Source organism: Gimesia chilikensis (assembly GCF_007744075.1).
Lineage (GTDB): Bacteria > Planctomycetota > Planctomycetia > Planctomycetales > Planctomycetaceae > Gimesia > Gimesia chilikensis_A.
This window is the reverse complement of record NZ_CP036266.1, coordinates 970,737-990,712: the sequence shown is the minus strand read 5'-3', so window position 1 is coordinate 990,712 and position 19,976 is coordinate 970,737. Positions and strand designations below refer to the sequence as shown.

The following is a 19,976-nucleotide window of genomic DNA, read 5'->3' as shown; positions in this document are numbered from 1 at the left end:
TGATAATACCCGACAGCGGTAGATGAGCACAACGACAGGTCCTGACGCCAGTTACAAATAATCAACATCAGTACCCACCAGCCGGGGTCCAGCGATGATTCTATTCGCCTCCCCGGTTAAAAATCTGACAAACTGTTAGCCCTGTCCCCTTGAATGTATTATTCTGAACAGGACAGGGCTCCCTTCTTTGATACTCTGTTTCTCTCTCACAAAACCATGACAGAAAAAGTACTCCCTATTCTCTCGTCCGGACATGCGTCACCAGCGGATCGTGATCAGGGCCTGTATCCGGCTCGCTGGTGGCATCGCGAGGGAGAAAAGATCGTCTGTGATCTCTGTCCCCGTGCCTGCGCCTTGGGAGAAAATGATCGAGGATTCTGCTTCGTTCGCCAGAATCTGGGCGGCGAGATGGCACTGACCACCTTTGGTCGCAGTACCGGGTTCTGCGTCGATCCGATCGAAAAGAAACCACTGAACCATTTTTATCCCGGTTCAAGCGTGCTGTCCTTCGGAACCGCAGGCTGTAACCTGGGTTGTAAGTTCTGTCAGAACTGGGACATTTCCAAATCGCGGGAAATCGAACGTCTGAGCGCCCGGGCTTTCCCGGAAGAAATTGCCCATGTCGCCGCACAACTGGGCTGCCAGAGTGTCGCGTTTACCTACAACGACCCGATCATCTGGTCGGAATATGCGATCGAAACTTCCAAAGCCTGTCACGCCCAGGGCGTCAAAACGGTCGCCGTGACAGCAGGTTACATCACCGAGTCGGCCCGCGCGGATTTCTTTGAGCACATTGACGCCGCCAATATCGACCTCAAAGCGTTTACCGAGGAATTTTACTACCGCATTACGTTGTCTCATCTCCAACCTGTCCTGGATACCCTGGGCTGGTTAAAACGGGAAACGGATGTCTGGTTCGAAATAACCAATTTAGTGATTCCCCAGGCCAATGATGATGACGATGAATTCCAGCGGATGTGTGACTGGATCCTCAACGAAGTGGGAGACGAAGTTCCCTTGCACTTCTCTGCCTTCCATCCGGACTTCCGCATGCTGGACCGGGGTGGCACTCCGCCGGAGACGCTGATCCGGGCTCGTGAGATCGCACTCGCCGCCGGTTTAAAGTATGTCTACACCGGAAACGTGAATGATGTCCGCCGACAGAGTACTTATTGTCCCTCTTGTGGCGAGACACTGATTGAACGCAACTGGTACCAGCTCGGAAAGTATGCCCTGAACGGCAACCGCTGTCAGTATTGTAACACTCAGGTTGCCGGACATTTCGATCAACGACCAGGTAACTGGGGTCAAAAGCGACTCCCCGTGGATATGCAGTCATTTTTGAAACAGCATCCACTTCCTTCCTCTTCCAGCGAACAGCAGAAAGGTTCTACGTCGATGCAAAGCGATTCCACGACTGCCAGGATCGAACTTTCTCCCGAACATCATCAGAGACTGCTGCAGAAAGCGGCTGCGGTGGTAGTGGGAACAGCGACCCGCACCGTGCCGGCCGAGATCGCTTTGGAAGAACTGGAAACCATGGTCATCAACGGCGCATTTGTCAGCCTCAAACGACAAGGACAGCTCCGTTCCTGTTGTGGTAACTTCGGTCAGCCTCTTCCATTGGGACAGGCGCTCCATCAGGCAGCCATCCGCGCCGCGAAAGACGACCCGCGGTTTCCCCCTATCTCACCAAGTGAAATCGAACAACTGGACGTCGAAGTCTGGCTGCTCTCCGATCTCGAACTGGTAGAAGAACAGGGCCTCGATCGTTTGAAAGCGGTTCAGGTCGGCCTGCATGGACTGCAGATTCGCGCCGATGGCCGCAGCGGATTATTACTGCCCGGGGTGCCATTGGATCATGGCTGGAGTGAAGAGGAATTTCTGAATCAGACCTGCATCAAAGCGGGGCTCCCTCCGACCGCATGGAAAGATCCAGGGACCACCCTGCTCCGCTATCAGGGCGTTTCCTGTAAAGCCAGGCTGGTCGAGATGCTGGAAGCGCCGCTGGAGAAAGCGGCGCCGCAGATTCTGAGTCACCGCGAGTTCGCTCAGTATCAGCAGTACATCCAGTCAACGATCGAAGCATTACGATTGGGACAGGTTCCTTCCTACTATTGCCCGCAAGTCTCGGATGCCAATATTCAGGGAGTGGCCCTGATTCTGATTCACGGCAGTTCTTCGGAAGAGCTGGTGCTCTCTAAATGGGCGTTGAAGCAGTCGTTCCCGATGCAGTCGACCATCTTCTCCATGTGCCAGCAACTCGCACAGATCATTGCCCGACAGAATTTGAGGCCGGGTGAATTCCAGGTCAAACTGGTACTGGCGACCGATCCCGCCCTGCATGGCCCGGTCGAAGGACTTAATCTGGAGAACTTCGATTCCCGCAACCGCAGTCTGCTCGTGATGGAAGGTCAGAAAACGGGCTGGTTCTATCAGCGGGAAGAGACCGCAGCCGAAATCATCGCCCGGGCCCAAGAGTCACTGTCGCTGATGCAGTTGGAAACAGCCCAGGTCGCCAGCATGGCCACTCAGTCCGCTGTGTCCCGGTTTGAGATCATCAATCGCCCCCGGGCAGAACTGGGCACGGAAATCCGCCCCACGGGCGTAGCAGGCACGTTTTACCCTGCTGACCTTGAGAGCGTGGAAATGCAGCTGGACGAACTGTTTCGTGATGAAGCGGAACCTCAGACGTGGGCTGCAGCCATGGTGCCTCATGCAGGCTGGAAGTACTCCGGCAAGATCGCTGCTGAGGTTCTACAGCGAATCAAACTGCCTTCCACGATCATCGTGATCGGCCCCAAGCACACGCGGGAGGGTGTGGAATGGGCGGTGGCCCCTCACAAGGTCTGGCAGCTGCCTAATGGAAACCTCGAAGCAGACGTCACTCTCGCACGCCGACTGGCTGAGGAGATCCCCGGGCTGGAACTCGATGCTGCCGCACATCGGAGTGAGCATGCCATCGAAGTCGAACTCCCCTTGATCAAACGTCTGGCCCCCGATTCCCACGTCGTCGGCATCGCCATCGGTGGAGGAAACCTGCAGCAATGCGACGAATTCGCAGCGGGGCTGGCTCGGGTCATCGAACAACTGGACGAACCGCCTCTGCTGCTCATCTCCAGCGATATGAATCACTTCGCCACGGATGCCGAAAACCGTCGACTGGATCAACTGGCCCTGGAAAAGATGGACGCCCTTGACCCTGATGGTCTGCTGGAGACGGTGCGGGCACAGCATATTTCCATGTGTGGTGTGCTGCCCGCTGTGATTGTGATGAAGACCCTCCAGAAAATGGGCAAGCTGAGTCAGGTAGAGCGAGTGGGTTATGCAACTTCGGGCGATGTGACCGGCGATCGATCGCGGGTCGTCGGATATGCAGGCCTCTTGATCAACTGATGACCGCCGATTGCGGCAAGTCCAACGGGTTTCCCGGGAATCGTCAAAATTGATGGTGACCCCAGAGCCGGTTTTCTACTAAAATCCCGACTCTGTTAAATGTTACTGTTGTCACTGACGCGTCAAACGGAATCGGAGCCCCGTGCTATGTCTATTGGTCGCATAATCTTCCTCACTGGTTTTGCCCTCCTGGTTACATTCTCCCGTTCGCTACCCGCGGCGGATGCCCCCTCTGTTGAACTGGCACTCACCTTCAAGCCAATTCAGCAGGACATCGAAATCGAAACTCCCGAAAAATCGGAATACGGTCGCTGTAAGGTCGAAGTCGAACAGAGCAAGAAGAGCTCTGGCTGGATCGTTTACGGACCGAATGGTCAGGTCCTGCGTCGCTTCGTCGACACCAACGGAGACAACGTCGTCGATCAATGGCGGTATTTCAATCGCGGCCTGGAAGTCTACCGGGACATTGATGCCAACTTTAACAACAAGGTCGACGCGTCGCGCTGGATGAATCTGGCCGGGACCCGCTGGGGCCTCGATAAAAATGAAGACGGAATCATTGATGAATGGAAAATGATTTCACCCGAAGAAGTCACCCGGGTTGCCATCAGCGCACTCGCGAAAAATAACACAAAGGTGTTCGAATCGCTGCTGATCACCGATGACGAGCTGTCTGCGTCCGGGATTAAGAATCCCTTCGCTGACAAGATTCGTGAATCAACCAAAGCTGCTTCCGCGAAGATTCCCGAACTGCTCTCGAAATCAAAAATGCTTTCGTCCGATACGGTCTGGGTTCGCTTCGACGGTGCGATGCCTGGATTGATTCCCGCCGACGATGTAAAAACCGATAAAGACCTGCAGGTCTTTGAAAACGTAATGGCCATTGTCGATACCAAAGGCAAAAGTGGACTTGTGCAGTTCGGTGAACTGATCCGCGTCGGTGATGCCTGGCGTCTGACCCAGGCACCGCTGCCCATCGAAGGTGAATCGATTCAGGTCACCGAAGGGGGCACGCTGATGCAGCCGGTCGCGGGTGCCAGCACACTGCCTACCAACTCAACGGTCGGCCTCTCGAAAGAAATGCAGGGGCTGCTGGACGAATTACAGAAACTGGACCAGAACGGCCCCTCACCCGAGCAGGGTCCGCAAGCCGTCGCCCGCTACAATGCAGATCGGGTGGCGATTATCGAAAAACTGATTGCTGCTTCCAAGAATGAAGACGAACGTTCCCAGTGGACGCGACAGATGGTTGACGGTCTGGCCGCCGCCGTTCAGACGGTAGGCTACAAAGACGGACTGGTACAACTGAAACGGATTCGCGACGAAGTACAGAAATCATCACAGGATCAGGACCTGGTAGCTTACGTCACTTATCGGACCCTGCTCGCTGATTACAGCACCCAGTTACAGAGCACACAGAGCGATAAACTCCGCGATGTGCAGACCTGGTGGCTGACACAGCTCGAAGACTTCATTAAGAAATATCCGAATTCCGATGACTCTGCTGAAGCGATGCTGCAACTGGCAGTCACCCAGGAATTCAGTGGTAAAGTTGCTGAATCCAAGAAATGGTACACGAAACTGGTCGAGTCTCACGCCAGTTCGGAAGCAGGCACCCGTGGTGCAGGCGCTCTGCGACGCATGAACCTGGCTGGCCAGGAACTGGAGCTGTCAGGCAAAGGTCTAGCAGGAGGCGGCATCGATGCCAAACAGTATCGCGGCAAAGTGCTGCTGGTCATCTTCTGGTCCAGCTGGTGTAAACCCTGCACGGAAGACCTGCCTCAGATCCAGGACCTCTACAACAAGTACCACAGCCAGGGCTTTGATGTACTGGGGATTAACCTCGACGCCACCCCGGAACTGGCTGAAACCTATATCAAACAGCACAAAGTGGCCTGGGCTCACATCCATGAAGAGGGTGGCCTGGAAAGTGCCCCTGCCCGGGACTTTGGTGTGATCTCCCTGCCGACCATGTTCCTCGTGGACAAGTCGGGTAAGGTCGTCAACCGCAGTGCCACCGTGGCTGATGTCAAGAAAGCCCTGCCCGATCTGCTGAAGTAGGCCGGGCACCGAAAGGCGCTGACTCACGACAGGGAGAGCACCGTGTCTCTCCCCAGTCGTCCGTCATGCAAGGCTGAGGCGACAAGCACACCCTCGGCACCGAGTGCCGCCTGAGCCTGGAGCTCTGCAGCATTACGAATCCCCCCTCCGGTGATCAGCGTAAGCTCGGGATATCGTGCGTGTAACGTCTGACACAACTCTTCGGTGCCGGTCCCCTGACCGGTGCCGACCTGTGCCAGATCGAGCAGGATCATCTGCGAAACGCCCTGTTCCCGCGCCAGCTCTGCCACATCGAGAGGATTCGTAAGCTCCGCAAACGGGTTCCCAGCAGCAGCACTGACTACAGGCTGCCCCTGTTTCAGGTCGAGACTGAAGACCGTTCTCTCACTCCCCCACTGATCGACGAGTGCAGCCAGTTCTTCAGGTCCTGCCAGCGTCTCCAGGCCAGCCACGATGTTGATGCCCGGATATTCCTGTAAGTCCTCACAGTCCGCTGTAGTGCGCAGACCGCAATCGAGCAGGAATGTAAAACCTTCGGCAAGCAGGCCCTGGTAGAGCTCTCGATTCTGCCGCTGGTGGAGAATGGCATCGAGGTCGGCTACATAGAATTCACTGAGACGAAGTTCAGCGCGAATCGCGCGGGCCAGTTCGAGCGGATCACTGGAGTCAGTCAGATTGCTCTGGAGGGGTTGATACAGATCGCGTTCTCCCGCCACTCCCCGCACCACGGTTTGATTCAGAATGTCCAGTACCGGAATGATTTTCATCGCGTCTCTTACTTGAGAAATCCGTATTTCAATACAACCAGAAAGACTTAGTTTAACAGTTCCCCAGCGGTCTGGCTCCCCCGGGACAGCGGATCTGATTACAATAACAGCCTGAAAATGAACCGGGGGAGACAATGGGCTCCCCTCTCGCTTCCAGATGAAAAGAGCCACTGATGCAGATTATCGAAGCCGACTTGAGTGAACCCCGTAACGCCGCGGCGGTGGTGACTCTGCTCAACAGTTACGCCTGTTCGCCGGAAGGGGCCGGCAAACCGTTGACACAAACGGTGCAGGAGAATCTGGCTCCGTGTCTGCATCAGCGTAACGATGCGGTGGTCGTCCTCGCGTTTGACGAAGAGACACCCGTCGGCCTGATTATCTGCATTGAAGGATTCTCCTCGTTCGCCTGTCAGCCCTTACTGAATATTCACGATGTGTATGTTGCCCCGGAGTTTCGCGGCACCGGTCTGGCTGGACAGCTGTTTGAATTCGTCGAACAGATCGCCCGGGCACGGGGCTGCTGTAAACTCACCCTGGAAGTGCTGGAAGGAAATCAGCGAGCCCAGGCGGCTTACCGTAAATTCGGTTTCAACGGCTACGAACTGGATCCTCAAATGGGACGCGCGCTGTTCTGGGAAAAGAAGCTCTAAGCAAGTCGAACCTATCATTCATAAGTTAGAATCACCGTCAGATGAAATATGATGTCGTCGGTCTGGGAACCGTTGTGGTGGACCACCTGGTTCTGCTGGCACAACACCCGCCCCAGGATGCGAAAACCAATATTATCAGCGACGCCTACCAGGTAGGCGGACCGGTGCCGACGGCGCAGGTTGTGCTCAGTCGCCTGGGAAAACAGTGCGCCTTTCTCGGCAGTTGGGGCGACGATCAATACGGGCCCCTGATAGCGCAGGACCTGGCAACAGAGCAACTGAACCTCGACGCCAGTCGTCTGCTCCCCGGGACCCGCTCGGGATATGCCCAGGTCTGGATCGACGAACAGGCAAGCACGCGGACGATCGCCTGCTATCGTCCCGAACACTGGCTGCAACCGGAAGATCTGGATCGACAAATCATTCAGCAGGCCCGCTTCCTGCACCTGGATGGCTGGCCTCAGGAAACGTGTCTGCAAGCAGCGCAGATCGCCCGGGAAGCCGGCGTGACCGTCTGTCTCGATGCCGGATCTCTTAAGCCGGGGATGGAGACGCTGATCCCTTACCTGAATGTCATGAACTGCCCCCGCCGGTTTCTCAGCGAGTATCTGCAGACCGACGATGTGCTGGCAGGTGGCAGAGCACTGCTGGACCAGGGACCGGAGCTGGTCACAGTGACCGATGGAGTGCGCGGCGCGTGGTTATTCACTGAGGAAGGCTGTCTGCACTGCGCGGCACTCCCCGTGCTTTCTCTGGATACCACGGGGGCCGGCGATGTCTTCAGCGGTGCCCTGCTCTATGGCTTGCTTGAGGACTGGCCGCGGGAGCGGGTGCTGAAGTTCGCCTGTGTCACCGCAGCGTTGAAATGCGAACGCCTGGGCAATCGGGATGCACTGCCGTCCCTCGCGGAAATCGAAGCCGCCCTGCAGACTAAGGAGCTGAATCTTTCACAACTGGATTGATCAGCGTCCCGATACCGGTGATCTCGATGGAGACGATGTCCCGATCTTCGAGAGTGAATTCGTCCGGCGGAACAATGCCGGTTCCGGTAAGCAGAATCGCACCGCTGGGGAAATCATTCTCTTTCACGAGCCAGCTGATGAGATCTTCCAGTCCACGGGCCATTTCTGCGACGGACGTATCGCCGCGGAAGACTTCTTCGCCATCCCGTTCGATGGTCAGAATGATCCTGGTGGCTTCACGATCCAGGGGACTCTCGTGCAACAGGACACAGGGACCCAGGCCGCAACACTGTTTGTAGAATTTCGCCTGTGGCAGATAAAGCGGGTTTTCGCCTTCGATATCACGGGCGGACATATCGTTGCCCACCGTGTAACCCACCAGTTTCTGATCGGGAGAGACGATCAGAGCCAGCTCGGGTTCGGGTACAGACCACTGACTGTCAAAGCGGACACGGACCGGCTGATTCGGACCACAGACCCGGTTCGGAGTTGCTTTGAAAAAGAGCTCGGGACGATCTGCGGTGTAGACCTGGTCGTAATGCGAAGCGGCTGTTTCGGATTCTTCCATCCGCGCCACCTGGCTGCGCTTGTAGGTCACCCCGGCGGCCCAGACTTCCTGGTAATCAACGGGGGCCAGGAACTCCAGCTGATTGAAGGGGACGGGCGGCAGCTCTTTGTCGATCAGGAATTTGGCCAGTCCTGCCGGATCGGCGGAATGCAGGATGTCCGACAGACGGTGGATGTTGTCGACCTGTGACAGATCCAGCAGCTGCACTCCGTTTGCTTCCACGATGGCGACATGACGTTCCCCGTTTGACAATAGCACTTTCGCGAGCTTCATCTTCAATTTTCCTTCTGATACTGGTCCAGGGCGGCTAAGGTCTGTTGCATATCTTCTGGTAATGGTGCCTCAAACTGCATCGGTTTTCCACTGTGCGGATGACTAAATTCCAGACGATAGGCATGCAGGGCCTGTCGTTCGATCAGAATGTCGCTTTCCAGCTCCGCGGCGTCAGCCTCGGCCTGCACGCTCAGATCTTTCATTTTCAGAGTGATCCGGCCGCCATACACGCGGTCTGCCACGATGGAATGGCCAATATGCTGCATATGCACCCGCAGTTGGTGGGTGCGCCCGGTGCGGGGTTTGAGTCGCACGTAGGTAAAGGCCTTATAACGCTGAATCGCTTCGTAATAAGTGAACGCGTCGCGGGCATTGCCCCCTTCATCACAGACGATCATTTTCTCCCGGTGTCGGGGATGCACACACATGAACGTCTCGATGTAATCGGTGTCGAATTCCATGCGTCCCCAGACAATCGCCCGGTATTCCTTCTGAACTTCCCGCTTTTCGAACTGGGCGCTCAGACGGGCGTGAACCTGGTTATCCTTGGCGACAACCAGCAGACCGCTGGTATTCCGGTCGAGACGATGGACGATTCCGGGACGAAACTGTCCGGCGACATCGCTGAGCTGATCGAAGTGATGCTGCAGGGCTCCTGCCAGTGTTCCCGCATAGTTGCCTTTGCCAGGATGGACGATCATATCCGAAGGCTTATTGATGACGGCGATAAAGTCGTCTTCGTAAATGATATCCAGCGGAATGTCTTCCGGGGGAAGCTGATTATCGGGCAGTTCAGGCAGGCGAACCGAGACCCGGTCATTGACCCGCATGCGGCGGGCGGCTTTGACGGGCAAGCCGTTGACCAGCACCGCCTCCTGCTTGATCGCTTTCTGGAATAAGACGCGGGTGTAATTCGGATACAGGCGACAGAGATAATGATCTATCCGCCAGCCATGAGCGCGTGCCTCGACAGTAATTTCGATCGGCTCGGTGGAAAGTTCCGGCGGTGACGAAAGTTCGTCAGACATTATGGTTTCTTTTCGGGCGCTGGTTCCGGCTTCGGTGCCTCGGTCTTGGGTTGTTCAGCTTTAGGTTGTTCAGCGGGAGCCTTCCCTGCTTCAGGAGCCGGCTTACCTTCAGTCTTGGGTGCTTCGGTTTTTTCGGGAGCAGCCGGAGTACCCTCACTGGCTTTTCCTTCTTCCGAAGTCAGAGGCTCAGGCAGACCGGGCAGGCTCGGCAGAGCCGGAAGCTCCGGCAGACCGGGAGTGCCTGCACCACCTGCGGGGGCACTTCCCTGGGGCGCTGCTCCCTGAGGAGCCATACCGGGCATCGGCATATTGAAACCAGGACGCTGACGGTCGCCGGGCTTGGGGTTCTGCTCGTGGAACCATTTGTAGAATTCTTTGGTCCCTTCCTCATCCAGAGCAGCAACTTTCTCGCCATCAACCGGTTTCACCCGCTGTTCTGCCAGCTGGCGGAAAATAGACTCGGGGAATTCGTTAATCAGCTTCTGATAAAGCTCGGTGGCGGTTTTCAGATCGCCATTGGAGGTTGTTTCTTCAACGCGTGCCATCCCGAACAGAGCCCGTTCGCGAATTTCCGGAGGTGTTGAGGAAGAATCCAGCAGTTTCTGGAACTGTTCTTTGGCGTCCTTCAGTTCACGATCGCCGGCACTGCGATCGGTGAAAGAGCTGCGAATACCAGACTGCAGATGACTTTCAGCGGCGTGAATCAGTGCCCAGTTCGCTACGGGTGTGCCTGCGTAGTCTTCAGCAACGTTTTCGAAGTCTTCAGTAGAGCCTGCAGCCGCCAGGCGGGTCCAGGCTTCGGACTGTGCAGAGGTTTTCTGAGAATTCCAGATGATCAGCACGATCAGCAGCACGATTAATGCCCCGATACCCCCGAGGATTTTCGCGCCATATTTTTCCACAAAGGGCTCTGCCTGAACCATCAGTTTGCCCAGGTCATTGGTTTGCAGATCGTGTCGATGTTCGCTCTTCATCAGAGTCTCTCACAGTGAATATTAAACAGACCTAAACTCATGCTCTCCCAACGAGATAACTGAGTCCATCGCGCGAGTATATTGCCCCTGAAATTACGCGTCAAGCTGATCCCCCGGCTGAGAACGCTTTCAGTGTAAAGAATTCCAGATTTTCGATTCCAGGGGGCGATTTTCAGTGCAGATCAGGGGAAAAAGGCACTGATCAGACATTCCCACACCGGAGAAACCACATCTGCCGAGATTCAGGACATGACCGAGTATTTCCGGGCTGACTGTACCCATCTGGCTGAATCATCCAGCAGGCACGAAGGCTTTTTTCAGACTGCCGAGAAAACAGGGATAGGTAAAAAATCCGGGCAGCATGACCGCATAGATCGTGATGGACGCGATTTCCATGAGTTCGAGATACGCCACCACTTCCATCCCCCAGGATCCGAGCAGAAACAGTGCCGTGGTCAGCACCAGAATTGTCACCTTGCCTGTCTGATCGGGACGATCTACATAGAGTAACAAGCGTCGCTGGAATAAAGCAAAGAGGATGAGACCGGTGTATCCGACCAGCTTCAGTAACAGGGCGACCGGCATGGGCATCAGACTGGGATCGGAATACATGAAGCCGGAAAAAATAATATTGGCACAGACGCCGGCGATGACACCCCACAACAGATTGCGACAGTCCGCTTCAGCAGGCACGGCACGACAGTAGATGGCTCCCGCGAGCATCAACAGGTTACCGGTCATGCTTAAGATCGGCAGGAGTGTCATCATGACAGAGAGTAGATCAGTAGTGAAGCGGAAGTAGAGTACCCCCAGCAAGGCGAAGAAAACCAGGACGATGCCATACAGAAACAGATTCAAGCCTCGCCTGGTCTGCTGCAGTGAACGCGAATCTTCGCGCAGCCATTGATGGCCTGAAATCCGTTCCGGATCTGGCGTTGTCCCTGATTCGCGCATGGTAATCTCAAATATTTGAAGTGATACAAAACACAGATATTAGCACATCTAGCAGAACATCTCGGTAAACCTGCTGCAAGCGTCAATGGCTCGCATTTCTAGCAGCGGAGGAATTAACCTAAGGCATCTGTTTCTGGAGCGTCTTGAGCAACTTGAGATTCTCCTGCATCTGCTGCGCACTGGCCGCCTGCTTCAGCATCGATCCTGACAGAACCTGAGAAAGGTCGGTGGTCTTGTCGATTCTCTGTATCAGCAGGGTATCTGGAAAGCTCCTTTCCTTTTCCATCACTTCCTCCCATTCACTGTCTGACAGATTCTCAACTGCAAACAGGTCGATCAGCAGTGGTTCCCCGGCTTTCTTCAGAACTTCAGCGTAAAAACGATGTTCGTTCTCTGGTTGACTCTCCAGCGGAACATGTTCCCAATGATAGACTCCCGTCTCAAAGCGTTTATCGGGGACTGCCATTTGCTCCGACGCTGGCACGGGTGGAGCTGCAGCCAACTGCTTGAGAATTTCCGGCGAAGTCTCTTCAGAAAAGAACAGGACTTTGCCATCGGCAAAGAGCAGATGACCGCCTTCCCAGTTTGGGCAGCCGAAACTTCCCGGTCCTGCACACAGTTGAGTTCCCAGAGGACGCCAGTTAAACGGATAAGCCCATGGTTGAAATTCACCAGCCACATCTCCAGTCACCCAAGTATGCGTGGTGCCCCGCTCCATCTGATCGAAAGTGACACTGCTGTTGCGGTAATAGAGATGCGGATTGCCCAGGTAATGCGTCAGACCAAAGCCGGTACTTGTATAGTTCGACCTGACTTCTGGATTCAAATATTGAGGCCGTACGGTTTCAATCACAGTTCGATTGGCTGCACTCAACCAGGGCTCGTCCAGACTAAGCTGAGAATAATCCGGACTCGCATCCAGATAGGGAAGATACATCGTCATCCAGCCCTGCGTGGCGGTGCCATCCTCGCGAATCACTCCCCCGGAAGGCAAACAGCGATGTGTGCTTGCATAGGCATCTACAGCCACGCCGATCTGTTTCAGGATGTTCTTCGCAGTCGATCTGCGTGCCGCTTCGCGTGCCTGCTGTACCGCTGGAACCAGCAAACCGAACACCAGGACAATCAGGAACAGAACGACGCTTATTGAAATCCAGCGCTGCATCACTTCCTCTCCTTTCTCGCCAGGTTCTATTCCGGTAGTCGTTCCTGCAGGTTCTTCAAAAGCTCTGCATTGTGTTGTAACTGTTCGGGGGAGGCAGACTTCGGCAGTGATGTGGCTTGAAGCGCCTCAGCGATGTCGGTGTTCTTATCAACCACAAAGAGAAAGTCGGGGCCGCGGAGCTTTGGTAAATCCGGCACCTGTTCCAGGTTGATCTTTGAATAGACTTCTATCCTGAGTGGCTGATCGGTTTGCCCACTCAGTACGTGCACGTAGTACAGCTGTTCCGCCTGGGGATCTGACTGTAAGGACTGATTGTTCCAGGAGAAGCCGCCCGTTTCAAAGGTTCTGTCCGGGACTTGTGTCTGTTCGGCAGTGGGCACAGGTGGAGCAGCGGCGAATTTCTCGAGAATCACATCGGAGGTGTTTTCTGAAAAGAACGTGACACTCCCATCGGCAAACAACAGATGTCCGCCCTGCCAGGGGGGATGGCCGAAGCTATTCGGTCCGTCACAGAGTTTCGTTCCCAGCGGTCGCCAGTTGAAAGGATAGCCCCAGGGCTGGAAGTTGCCGGCCACTTCTCCCGCCAGCCAGGTATGCGAGGTACCATTCGACATCTGCTCGAAGGTGACATTGCTGTTGCGATACAGCAGATTGGGATTTCCCAGGTAGTTGGTCAGGCCGTACCCCTGACTCGTGAACCGCGAAAAGTTTCCGGGAATCAGAAACAGGGATCGAGATTGTTCCAAAACAGCTCTGTTTCTATCCTGATCCCAGGGAACCTGATAGTTGATTCTTAAGTAATCGTCATTCTGATCAAAGTAAGGCAGAAGCATCGTAATCCAGCCGTGCAGTGCGACGTCGTCCTCTCGAATGACACCACCGGGGGGCAGGCACTTGTGTGCGTCATGATAATTGTGCACCGCCAGGCCAATCTGCTTCAGGTTATATTTCGAATGAGACCTGCGCGCCTCTTGCCTGGTCTGCTCCACCGCAGGCATCGTCAGGCCGATCACTAGGACGATTAACATCAGAACGACGATTACTGAAATCCAACGCTGCATCTTCAGACTCCTCAACTCACTTTACGTTTATCGTATTTATTGTGCATCAGTTTGTGGCAGTTGTTGCTGAATGGATTTTAACAGGTTCATGTTCGCTGCCCACTGTTTGGGAGTGGTTTCTTCCTTGAGAGACGTCTCTTTGAGTGTGGAGGCTATCTCTGTCTGCGGGCCAATATGTGCCAGGAACAGAAACACAGCCCCCTTTCCCTTATACTCGGGTTCGTCTCCCGGTCTCACGATGTATCTAGAGCAGACGCTCATTTTCAATGGCATGCCAGCAGGGCTTCGCAAGACTTTGACGATATATTGATATTCGCCCTGTGGATCGGACTGCAGGTCGATTCGCTCCCACTCATAATCGCCGATAACAAAGGTGCGTTCAGGAACCGCAGTCTGAGCATGGGTGGCGATCGGTGGTGCGTCTGCGAGTGCCTGCAAAATTTCAGGAGCAGTCTCAGTAGAAAAATAATGCACGCTGCCATCCACCAGCAGGAGATGAGTGCCGTCCCAGGAAAGCAGGCCAAAACTGTCCGGTCCATCACAGAGTTTTGTTCCCAGCGGACGCCAGTTGAAAGGATAGCCCCAGGGCTGAAAGTTTCCGGCGGCTTCCCCTGCAAACCAGTTATGAGAACTGCCTGTATTGATTTCTCTCAGTGTCACGGAACGGTTTCGCGACAGAAGATTTGGATTCCCCATATAATAGGTAAGCTCATATCCGCCGCTCGTCAGCCCCATGTCTCTGCCCGGAATCTGATAAACAGGGTATTTGACCTCAAAGACCCGGTTATTCTCCGGACTGTCCCAAGGGTAATTAAAATTGAGCATGTTATAATAGGGACTTGCATCGAGGAACGGCATGATAAACGTCATCCAGCCATGCATGGCGGTTCCGTTTTCGCGAATCACACCGCCGGGAGGAAAACAACCAAATGTGTCATGGTAATTGTGCAGTGCCAGCCCGATCTGCTTGAGATTGTTTTTCGCTGACGACATGCGGGCTGCCGTGCGGGAGCGATGTATGGCTGGGATAAGCAGTGCGATGAGCAGCAGGAAGATCCCCATCATCACTGCCAGATCTCTCCAGAGCTGTCTGGACATCGCCGACTCCTTCCATCAGGTAGATGGGAATTTTTCGTTTTAAAACATCCTGTCACGCATATTTCCAGTGGCCTTCCCATTTGTCGGTCCAGAGGAACCGGGCGGCGAGATGGCCGTTGCGGCGGAGTTCCAGCCAGTCGATGTGTTCAATCTGGCAGACGATTACCGCGAAATTTTCGTAACCCAGTTGGGCCTCTTCATCATTGGGCAGCCGGTCAAACAGGTAGTCGGGCAGATTGGGCGAAGCGGTTTCGGCCTGCGTTCCCGGAGCAGAAACGGTGATATAACCGCGACGGTGCTCGGGACTGCTGGCCTCCCAGTGCCGGGCAGCCTGATCATTTTGGGTATGCACTTCAGCCCGGCCGCGCAGACGGATCTGCACCCGCGTGACCGGATCATAGGCCACCCACTCAATCCAGGGATTATCCTCAAGCTCCTGGACCTTGTCTGAACGCTGATCGGTGTAGCAGATCACCTGTCGCTGCTCGATTTCCACGGCTCTCAGGACCACGGTACGCACGCGGGGACGATTGTCTGAAATCGTGGCCAGTGTGCCCAGCCGCCAGGGATGCGTTTCCGTTTCGACCGCGTAGTTCAGGTGCCGCCAGGTCTCGTTGAGAATCGTATGGACTTTGGCCGGATTAAAATCAAATTGCCTGGTCATGGGTGTTCTGTCCTGAAGGATCGGCTGCAAGGATGTCGCGTCTCATTCAATTGTGGGCGCTGAACGACGCTGGTCAAGCAAAAGTTATCAGGTTCCAGGGGCATCGTGGGATAAAGCTTCATCCCGGGGATGATAAAACAGCGCAACAGGCAGGATCACCAGGGCCAGTACGAGGAAGACATGACTCATAGGCCAGTTCAGCTTGTTACAGACCATGGTAAAGAGACCGAAGAAGACCGCGGAGAGCACGATGCCCACCCAGTTGATCAGATTCATTGTACCGATCATACGGCCCTTCTGCGATTTGGGGGGACGGGTCTGCAGTTCCACCTGGAGCGGGACAATAAAGAGACCGGCGAAGAAACCGACGAGGGTCAATACCGTCCGCGACATCCACTCGGCGGCGTTGAGGGGAATGAAGGCTTCCCAGAGCGAAGCATCAGTTTGTTTGACGGTTTCCAGTCCGTCTCCAGGCCCCCACCAGCCGATCCCCGACATGAGCGCCAGGCAGAGGACCAGCCCCCAGGCGCCGACAGTGACCAGTTTGAAATTCACCCGTTTATGCGAAACACGTCCCGCAGCGACACATCCCAGCGAAATCCCAACACCCATACAGGCCGCCATCAAGCTGGTACGACTTTCACTTAAATGCAGTTGTCCAATCCCGAAGATATTCACCAGGGGCTGCACGATGCCCCCCACGAACCAGAAGACCGATGAAATCAGCAGTACAGACAACAGGCGCCGATCCTGTAATAGTAAAGTTCGCGTCTCGGGGTTTATACCCAGCGTCGACCAGCGAAAGGGGAGCCCCGGATGCGCCACCGGTGTGCGGCGAACCCAGAAGGCAGAGATCGTGCCGATCACGGCAATCGCGATACAGAAATAACTGGTTTTCCAGAGTGCATCGGGGAAGGCCTGCTTTACGAAGCCCGCGGAAGCCATGCCGAAGATGATGGCGACGAATGTTGTCATCTGAATCACACCGTTAGCCTGAGGCAGATCATCGCTGCGGAGCATTTCCGGCAGGATCCCATACTTGGCAGGTCCAAAGATCGCACTCTGGGTACTGAGCAGACCGAGAACGACCAGCAGAGGCAGCAGTTGACCGGTGAAGAAGGCCGCCATCGCCAGCAGCGCAATGATGATCTCAGCAACCTTACAGGCGATGACAATCGTTCGTTTTGTGTGTCGATCGGCGTACCAGCCCCCTAGTCCTGAGAAGAAGACGAAGGGGAGCGCGAAGACTCCCAGTGCGATGTCCTGCTGATCTTTCGCCCCCTGCAGCGCCTGTTGCGCGCAGAACAGCAACACCAGCTGTTTATAGAGATTGTCATTGAAGGCGCCCCAGAACTGCGTGACCGTCATCCCCCAGAACGAGGAATCATGATACAGGGATGGCAGTTCTGTTTGAGACGTCGATTCCGTTTCGGTCACCAGTTACAGTCCTTGTAAAGGGGGAGCATTCAGACAACCCGGACCCGGGTTCAAAGCAGCTAAACCATAGTGTCTGCAACGGTTTCTTACAATGTTGATTCAATGAAAGCCGGGATTCTCAAAGGATTTTCACAATCACCCATGCGCATTTCAGTCTGCAGCAAAGCGTGTGCATTCGCTTACTCAACCGTTGATGTTTCGGGCGTTATCCCACCGGCTGCCGCGGCGGCGTTTTTGATACGGATGACTTTGAATTCGTCTGCCCGCTGCTTGCGGGAGAGCTGAATGATCAATCCCTGGTTCCCGGCTTCACCATAGATCCAGAGCTCGTTGATCGCCCCGCCGGAAATACTGCGGCCCACCTGTGTTGGCGCTCCCAGTGCTTTCTTAACCTGATCCCGGTTCATGCCGGCGACTACGGTCCCGTTGCGAATCGCCTTACGAATCGGGTCGTCGCGAAACTCCTTGACTTCCTGGGGATCGAGCCATTTATCTTCATGCAGCATATACCCCAGCCGTCCCAGCATGGTTGCGGTTTCCGTCGATTTGGGATTCAGTTCCCAGGCCTGCAGCAGAAGTTTAACTGCCCCGGGCCTGTTCCCCGTCAGCTCCATCAGGTCGCGGGCCACACTCACGCGGCCATCCGCATCGCCGGGCTCAAGTTTCTTCCGACGGGCTTCCACCCAGTTTTCCAGAGTCTGTTTCGCTTTGGTCTGATCACCGCGCTGCTGGTATTCTTTCGCCAGGTCCAGAACGTACTGCCGGGGGAGTTCGTCAATCCGATGGAAGTCAAAGCTGAGCTGCATCTGCTCATACTGTCTGGCGAGGTCAGGTCGTTCGGGCAGCTGTTTTTTGATATCTGCGGCGATTTTGAAGCCGTTACTTCCCCCTTCGGCGAGTCCCTTGAGAATCTGATCGAGCACGATCTGTGAATAGAACCAGCGAATCATCCGCTGCCGCTGCTCCGGGTTTGCTTTTTGAAATTCGGCCACCTGATCTGCGAGATAGCGTTTGCGTTCGGCTGGCTGATCAACTTTGAGCGGGGTAATACTTTTGGGAAACAGTTTGATCAGCTGCGCACGGACGGGATCCGCATTGGAACCTTTCTGTTTTTTCAACTGTTCCCATTCGAGGACCAGGGCTTCGTGCCGATAGGCCTCTGCCAGCCGGGGATCCAGTTTGAACTCCTCTGCCTTCTCAGCCAGTTTCATCAGGTTCTCCGGCTGCTTGATTCGCAGCTGGCTGTATTCGGCTTCGACGCCTCGGCGAAATGCATTGAGTGCTTTCTGTTTGAGTTCCTCGTCGTTATAAAACTCAGCCCGCTGCTGTCCCCATTTGGCGAGTTCATACCAGTCGCGGGGATCACTCAAATCGATTTTGGATTGTTCGGTAACGAAATGCTCCAGGTCGCCTGGTAATTTTTTGAGCGATGTAATCTTAAACAGCAGCCGTCCGTTCTCGCGGGCCAGTTGACCGGTCACTTCCACGTTCTGAAAACTGTCATCCAGCCGGGGCACTTTACCGGCAAAGTAGAAGGGGATGGGACAGTTACGGAACCGCATCGACAGCGAGTTGTACGTTGAAACGCGTCCTTCCAGCGTCTGCGTCACGCCCAGCAGTTTATTCCATTGTTCGCGCTGACTCACAAAGTTCTGGATACTGCGGTCGGCGGCGAAGACATCACCCGTGCCGAGCAACGACAGGCAGAGCATAGACAGACAGCAGGTGTGTATCAGGCGTTGCATCACAGGGCACGCTCCAGAAATAGAGTTTGTTGCTTGAGCAGCTTTTCGACATGGCCCCGGTCGTGATATTCATCGAAGGGAATGCCCAGTTGCTCATACAGATTCAGATGTGACCAGAGAAATGCGGTTTTGCCGTCGAGCAGAATCACTCCAGACGCAGGCTGATTCTGATCCTGTTCAAAGGCCTTCATCTGCGCGGCAAAAATCAGCGGCTCACCGGGGTGCCTTTCGACATACTCGCGAAATGACGGATCAGCCAGATCCAGATTCAACGTGTATTCATCCAGCATCACCGGAAAATTGAGCCGGTAGCGAGGTCCTGCTTCCGCTTTACCTGAGGAGACGGGAGAGAGCGTAGTTTCAAACAGGAGCCAGCTGCCTTCATAACGAATGTCAAACAGGGACTGCCAGCCTTTGAGATCCTGTTCCTTGATCTGAGTGACCGCTTCTTCTGCGATGTCAAACAGCGGAGCCCCCGCCTGGCGGTTCAGAGCTTCCAGTTCCCGCGCGGTCTGCTGCACGTCGAATGCCTGACGGTCATGCCTGCCCAGTATATCCACGGCTTCTGACGCCTGTTGATATGCACTGTTCGCCCCGACCAGATCTCCCTCTTCCAGCAGTTGCTGCCCGGCTTCGGATGCGGTTTTAAGCGTGACCTCAGCTTTCTCAATCTGACGGCTGTGCCAGATGCCGTAACAGGTGACTCCAATGATCAACACGATCCCCGCCAGGATCGCCCGAAACGGTGTGATCAGTCGGGTACGCGGGGGTGGCAGCTCAAAGGGTGAGAGCTCGGCCTGAGCGGGCTGACCGTTGTCTGCAGCCTGCCCTTTACGGGTCACCTGTTTCTGCTGGCGTTTCTCCCGCAGACGTGTCACCAGCGGGGAATTCAAAACGTATTCCGTAATCCGCTGCTGGGTCGGAATCTTCTTCTTTTTCTTCCGGGACTGAAGCGGGGGATAAGTGTTACGGGGCAGAATAAAATAGCTTTCGCCGCACTGCTGACAGGTATGCCTGTAGGGGGCCTTGCGTCGATACCCGGAAAGGCTCACGCCACAGACGCAGACGATCTCATACGGCTCCGGTATATCTTCTTCGCGACGCTTTGCCTTCGACGGATTTTTCAGCCAGTGTGCCATATAACCGGTACCATTTGCGAGACAGGCCCTCAGG

The 19,976-nt window shown here is 55.1% G+C and carries 16 protein-coding genes and 1 pseudogene; 5 read left to right on the top strand and 12 right to left on the bottom strand.

Annotation, left to right across the window (positions count from 1 at the left end):
• Nucleotides 1-216: 216 nt before the first annotated feature.
• The 3 genes and pseudogenes from amrS to HG66A1_RS03870 form a co-directional block, all read left to right on the top strand.
• Nucleotides 217-1,347 (top strand): annotated as a pseudogene (amrS, locus tag HG66A1_RS32755) (AmmeMemoRadiSam system radical SAM enzyme); the annotation flags it as partial.
• Nucleotides 1,330-3,396 carry an AmmeMemoRadiSam system protein B gene (gene amrB / locus HG66A1_RS32750; RefSeq protein ID WP_409999477.1) on the top strand — a complete coding sequence of 689 codons (2,067 nt, stop codon included), beginning with the start codon at nucleotides 1,330-1,332 and terminating at the stop codon, nucleotides 3,394-3,396. The pseudogene amrS and the gene amrB, both read left to right, overlap by 18 nt.
• Before the next feature lie 147 nt (nucleotides 3,397-3,543).
• Nucleotides 3,544-5,457 (top strand): redoxin domain-containing protein, encoded by a 1,914-nt coding sequence (locus tag HG66A1_RS03870; RefSeq protein ID WP_197996970.1) that lies wholly within the window; start codon nucleotides 3,544-3,546, stop codon nucleotides 5,455-5,457.
• Nucleotides 5,458-5,480: 23 nt separating this feature from the next.
• On the opposite strand, the gene HG66A1_RS03865 is transcribed toward HG66A1_RS03870, so the two are convergent.
• Nucleotides 5,481-6,224, bottom strand: a complete 744-nt coding sequence (locus HG66A1_RS03865) for a HisA/HisF-related TIM barrel protein (RefSeq protein WP_145180942.1) — start codon at nucleotides 6,222-6,224, stop codon at nucleotides 5,481-5,483.
• A gap of 170 nt (nucleotides 6,225-6,394) precedes the next feature.
• Between HG66A1_RS03865 and HG66A1_RS03860 the strand changes: the two genes are divergently transcribed.
• Entirely contained in the window at nucleotides 6,395-6,874 is a 480-nt protein-coding gene (locus HG66A1_RS03860) for a GNAT family N-acetyltransferase (RefSeq protein ID WP_145180941.1), read from the top strand.
• 41 nt (nucleotides 6,875-6,915) lie between these two features.
• Nucleotides 6,916-7,836, top strand: coding sequence for a carbohydrate kinase family protein (locus HG66A1_RS03855; RefSeq protein ID WP_145180940.1), 921 nt, complete (start codon nucleotides 6,916-6,918; stop codon nucleotides 7,834-7,836).
• On the opposite strand, the gene HG66A1_RS03850 is transcribed toward HG66A1_RS03855, so the two are convergent.
• The 11 genes from HG66A1_RS03850 to HG66A1_RS03800 form a co-directional block, all read right to left on the bottom strand.
• Nucleotides 7,805-8,677: a fumarylacetoacetate hydrolase family protein gene (locus HG66A1_RS03850; RefSeq protein WP_145180939.1), complete on the bottom strand. Its 873-nt coding sequence runs from the start codon at nucleotides 8,675-8,677 to the stop codon at nucleotides 7,805-7,807. The two genes, HG66A1_RS03855 and HG66A1_RS03850, sit on opposite strands and share 32 nt — an antisense overlap.
• 2 nt (nucleotides 8,678-8,679) lie before the next feature.
• Nucleotides 8,680-9,705, bottom strand: coding sequence for an RluA family pseudouridine synthase (locus HG66A1_RS03845; RefSeq protein WP_145180938.1), 1,026 nt, complete (start codon nucleotides 9,703-9,705; stop codon nucleotides 8,680-8,682).
• The gene (locus tag HG66A1_RS03840; RefSeq protein WP_145180937.1) at nucleotides 9,705-10,679 is read right to left on the bottom strand and encodes a hypothetical protein; all 975 of its coding nucleotides are present in this window, start codon (nucleotides 10,677-10,679) and stop codon (nucleotides 9,705-9,707) included. The genes HG66A1_RS03845 and HG66A1_RS03840 overlap by 1 nt, the downstream gene beginning before the upstream one ends.
• 291 nt (nucleotides 10,680-10,970) lie before the next feature.
• A complete protein-coding gene (locus tag HG66A1_RS03835) occupies nucleotides 10,971-11,633 on the bottom strand; it encodes a hypothetical protein (RefSeq protein WP_145180936.1) in 663 nt (220 codons plus the stop codon).
• Nucleotides 11,634-11,751: 118 nt separating this feature from the next.
• The gene (locus HG66A1_RS03830; protein WP_145180935.1) at nucleotides 11,752-12,798 is read right to left on the bottom strand and encodes a DUF1559 domain-containing protein; all 1,047 of its coding nucleotides are present in this window, start codon (nucleotides 12,796-12,798) and stop codon (nucleotides 11,752-11,754) included.
• Between the two features lie 26 nt (nucleotides 12,799-12,824).
• On the bottom strand, nucleotides 12,825-13,859 hold the full coding sequence (locus tag HG66A1_RS03825) for a DUF1559 domain-containing protein (protein ID WP_145180934.1): 1,035 nt from the start codon (nucleotides 13,857-13,859) through the stop codon (nucleotides 12,825-12,827).
• A gap of 36 nt (nucleotides 13,860-13,895) precedes the next feature.
• Nucleotides 13,896-14,957, bottom strand: a complete 1,062-nt coding sequence (locus tag HG66A1_RS03820; RefSeq protein WP_145180933.1) for a DUF1559 domain-containing protein — start codon at nucleotides 14,955-14,957, stop codon at nucleotides 13,896-13,898.
• A gap of 52 nt (nucleotides 14,958-15,009) precedes the next feature.
• A complete protein-coding gene (locus HG66A1_RS03815; RefSeq protein ID WP_145180932.1) occupies nucleotides 15,010-15,621 on the bottom strand; it encodes a pyridoxamine 5'-phosphate oxidase family protein in 612 nt (203 codons plus the stop codon).
• Nucleotides 15,622-15,708: 87 nt separating this feature from the next.
• A complete protein-coding gene (locus tag HG66A1_RS03810) occupies nucleotides 15,709-17,058 on the bottom strand; it encodes an MFS transporter (RefSeq protein WP_145180931.1) in 1,350 nt (449 codons plus the stop codon).
• A gap of 179 nt (nucleotides 17,059-17,237) precedes the next feature.
• Nucleotides 17,238-18,803 carry a hypothetical protein gene (locus tag HG66A1_RS03805; protein ID WP_145180930.1) on the bottom strand — a complete coding sequence of 522 codons (1,566 nt, stop codon included), beginning with the start codon at nucleotides 18,801-18,803 and terminating at the stop codon, nucleotides 17,238-17,240.
• The gene (locus tag HG66A1_RS03800) at nucleotides 18,803-19,942 is read right to left on the bottom strand and encodes a hypothetical protein (RefSeq protein WP_145180929.1); all 1,140 of its coding nucleotides are present in this window, start codon (nucleotides 19,940-19,942) and stop codon (nucleotides 18,803-18,805) included. Before HG66A1_RS03800 ends, HG66A1_RS03805 begins: the two co-directional genes overlap by 1 nt.
• Nucleotides 19,943-19,976: the final 34 nt, after the last annotated feature.